Origin of the sequence: Metabacillus malikii (assembly GCF_030813355.1) — a bacterium.
Lineage (GTDB): Bacteria > Bacillota > Bacilli > Bacillales > Bacillaceae > Metabacillus > Metabacillus malikii.
In genome coordinates, this window is sequence record NZ_JAUSUD010000056.1 from 1 (window position 1) to 3,779 (window position 3,779).

Genomic DNA, 3,779 nt, shown 5'->3' on the forward strand with positions numbered 1-3,779 from the left:
CAGCGCCGATGGTAGTTAGGGGCTTCCCCTTGTGAGAGTAGGACGTTGCCAGGTACCTTGAGAAAAAGATCAGTAGAGATACTGGTCTTTTTTGTGTTTAACTGGAGAGAAATATTCGGCCAAAGGCAAGGCATTATTTGAGTAATTTTTTATGGTTGATGAGTATATCAGGTACTTGATAGACAGAAAAATAAAAGTTTATTCATGATGAATATATATTAATCATTTAAAGTTACATATATGGTAAAAAATACAGATAAAAACTTTTAGAATATAATGTTAAAATGGGATAAATAATGAAATGGGCAAAAAGTATCATAGGATGATAACGAAAAAAGGGTACTAATACCTATTTTGAGAAAGAGTGTGAGTCAATGAAACTTAAGACAAAGAGTCTTCTAGTAGTTGGTTTTGTGATGTTTCTATTTCTAGTACTGCTTTTGACTACCATTCGACCTATCGTACTTGAGGGAGCTAAGAAGCTTGATGAGAATCAGGTACAAAAAGAATTAGATACAATATATAATCACCTACTTGCAGATATGGATATGATAAAAAGAACGAACTTAGATTGGGCTGTTTGGGATGATACTTACTATTTTATTGATGGGAAATATCAAAGTTATCCTGAGGTAAACCTACAGGATTTGACTTTTGTAAATACAAAGCTTAACTATATGATATTTTTAGATAAAGATAATAAACTAGTTTATCAAGACGGTTATGATTTTAATAATAATAGTTCTTTAAAATTAACAGAGGATTTTTATAAGGATTTTTTGCCAATAGTAAATTCAAAAAGCTCTGAAAGGTCGCGGATTTTAATAACGGATTATGGAATGACCATAACATCTGCAGAACCCGTTTTTTTAAGTAACCATGAGGGTGAATCAGTTGGCACGCTTATCGTAGGGAAGATTCTTGATAAGTCTGTTGTTATGGAAATAGGAAAAAGTCTTTCTCTGCAGCTATCTATGAGAGAGGTTGAATTACCCAAATTAGTTAGAAATAAAATAGAAGTCATTGACGAGAATTCAATTAAAGGAGCACTGTTCCTAAAAGATTTCACGAAAGAAGAGACCTATGAACTAAGTTTTATAGAGGAACGAGACCACTATACACAAAAGAAATCGAGTGTAAATCAGCTATCATTTTATCTATTAATAACTTGTATATCAATGATCATAGTTATCCTTGTATTACTTAACCGATTAATTGTGTCTAGGATTGCAAAGCTATCATTCCAATTAAAAGGAATACAAGAGAATCAGGAAGTAAAATCTAGAATACGTGTAAATAATGGTCAAAAAGATGAACTATCAAATTTGGAAGTCTCTATAAACCAGATGTTAGCTTCATTAGAAGAAAAGCATGATGAAGTAGCACAGTTAGCTTACTACGATTCTCTTACTTTATTGCCAAATCGTTTTTATTTAGAAAAGTATTTTTTTGAATTTATATCACAAAAACAAAATAGTAAGGCTGTTTTATTTTTGGATTTAGATGGATTTAAACGTGTAAATGATTCACTTGGTCATGATATAGGAGATAAATTACTTGTAAGTGTTACGGAAAGAATTAATCCGATTATTTCGAAACACTTTGGAATTATTTCTAGATTTGGTGGAGATGAATTTGTTATATTAATGTGTTTTGATGAAAAAGAGGGCTTAAGAAGAGTTGTTAATCAAATTTTGATTGAAGTTGGAAAGGAGAGTCATTTACGTAAATATAGAACAATGGTCACTGCTAGCATTGGAATAAGTATATACAAAAGTGATAGTACAAGCTTAGAAGAGTTATTGCAAAAGGCAGATATTGCGATGTATGAAGCAAAGCGAAAAGGTAAGAACCAATTTCATTTTTATGAAGACCTTGCAAAGGATAGTAACTATAAAGACATACTAGAATTAGAAAATGATTTGAAGTTTGCGTTAAAAAAGAATCAATTTCAATTGTACTATCAACCAATTATATGTAGTGTAACAAAACGTATTCTCGGAGTTGAGGCTCTATTACGTTGGAATCACCCAACAAAGGGGATGATCTCCCCTGTGAAGTTTATCCCAATCGCTGAAGAAACTGGTTTAATGCCATTGATTGGTGAATGGGTTTTAGTAGAGTCTATTAAACAAATTAGTTATTTACATCAAAAAGGATATAATAATTTAACATTGTCAATTAATGTATCAAAGTCACAGATGAAAGATAGTCATTTTATTAAAATGATTGATGAAGTATTAACTAAGTATAATTACCCTGCTTCTAGATTACAAATTGAAATAACAGAAAGTGATATCGGTTCATTTTTTAATGATATTCTAACTTTTACAACAGAATTAAAAAAGCGGAATGTATTAGTTGCGCTTGATGATTTTGGAGTTGGGACTTCTTCACTTTTATTCTTAAGGGAATTGCCGATAGATATAATAAAAATTGACCGGGGCTTTATTCGAAATGTCCCATGGGATTCTTTCGATACGACATTATTAACAGGTATTCTTGATATTATGAAGGGGCTTGATATCGAACTTGTGATAGAGGGGATTGAACATGAGGAGCAATTCAACTATATTACATCTCTAATAGAATCCAAGATTCAAGGTTATTATTTTAGTAAGCCATTGGCCTATACTGATTTAATAACAAAATATTTTTCAATAGAACAATGAGACAATGTTCGTGTTTTCCAGGTGCCTTTTGTTATGCTCAAGCCTTGTTTGAGAACGTGAACTAGGGTTTTTAAATACTATGGTACAAAATATAAGGTAACTAATTATGATATGTAAATAATGGTGGTGGCTAAATATTTCTTGAAAATAGCTTGCAATAAGCCTTATGCAATATGGAGAGTGGACTGGTGATGCTTTTAGAATAGTCGGCAAGAGGGTGAACTTTTAGATCTCTCCTAATAAGAATTAATACTAATAGAGTATGTTGAATATATTTGAAACAATTTTATGGGCAGCGCTTAGTTGTTTTGTGTGTAAAATTTAGTTAAAGAGGTAATCTGAAGTTGCTTCGAGATTGTGTGCAAAGGGGTCAGTCAATTTAGAGCCCCGATTATACATGGAGGATGATGACTCCTAAAGTACTTATCAAATTTTATGTGGAAAATTTTCAATTACAATAACTTGGTTGTTGAATACGTCTATCTATTAGATCGCATAATAGCAAACATCGTCAGTTCTTTCGATAATATATACTCGCCACTAGGTTTACGGTCATAACATTTTTTGTTCTCCAGTTTTTAGTAAAGGGCTATTTGTATGTAACTATAGTCGACTTTATATGTGATATTGTTTACCTTTATTACCCAGGGAATGAATAGCATATATATAAAGGGTTGTATGAGGATTTAATAAGTACAGATTGATGTGGGTGACCTGAGAACTATGGAGAAGAAGTTTGTAATAGATAATTTTGAAATTTTCTCTGGTTAAGGAGATGACAGTATACAGTAAAATACAAAGCACTCCTCAATGCTGCATCATATTATCAGCTGTTACTCTTATAATAAAAAAACACAAAATATTGTTGACTTTAGGATTATAACCATGTAATATAGTAAAAGTCGCTAAGACATTCCTAACTGCTTCTTGATAACTTTCAGCAGTGAAAATAAAAGGTGTTGACATGATTAACCTATCGTGTTATGATAATAACCTAGTCTTTAATAAGACATTAAATGTTCTTTGAAAACTAAACAAAACCAAGCGTGCCAACGTTAATTTTTATTAACAACAAACGTACATTATATGTACACAAAACAATTGAGC

General features: G+C 31.4%; 1 protein-coding gene. It reads left to right on the forward strand.

Annotated features, from left to right (window positions below):
• Window positions 1–374: 374 nt before the first annotated feature.
• Entirely contained in the window at window positions 375–2,672 is a 2,298-nt protein-coding gene (locus tag J2S19_RS23530; protein ID WP_307347316.1) for a bifunctional diguanylate cyclase/phosphodiesterase, read from the forward strand.
• Window positions 2,673–3,779: the final 1,107 nt, after the last annotated feature.

Coding starts and splice junctions, on each gene's coding strand:
- J2S19_RS23530 (WP_307347316.1), top strand. CDS start 375: ATGAAACTTAAGACAAAGAGTCTTCTAGTAGTTGGTTTTGTGATGTTT.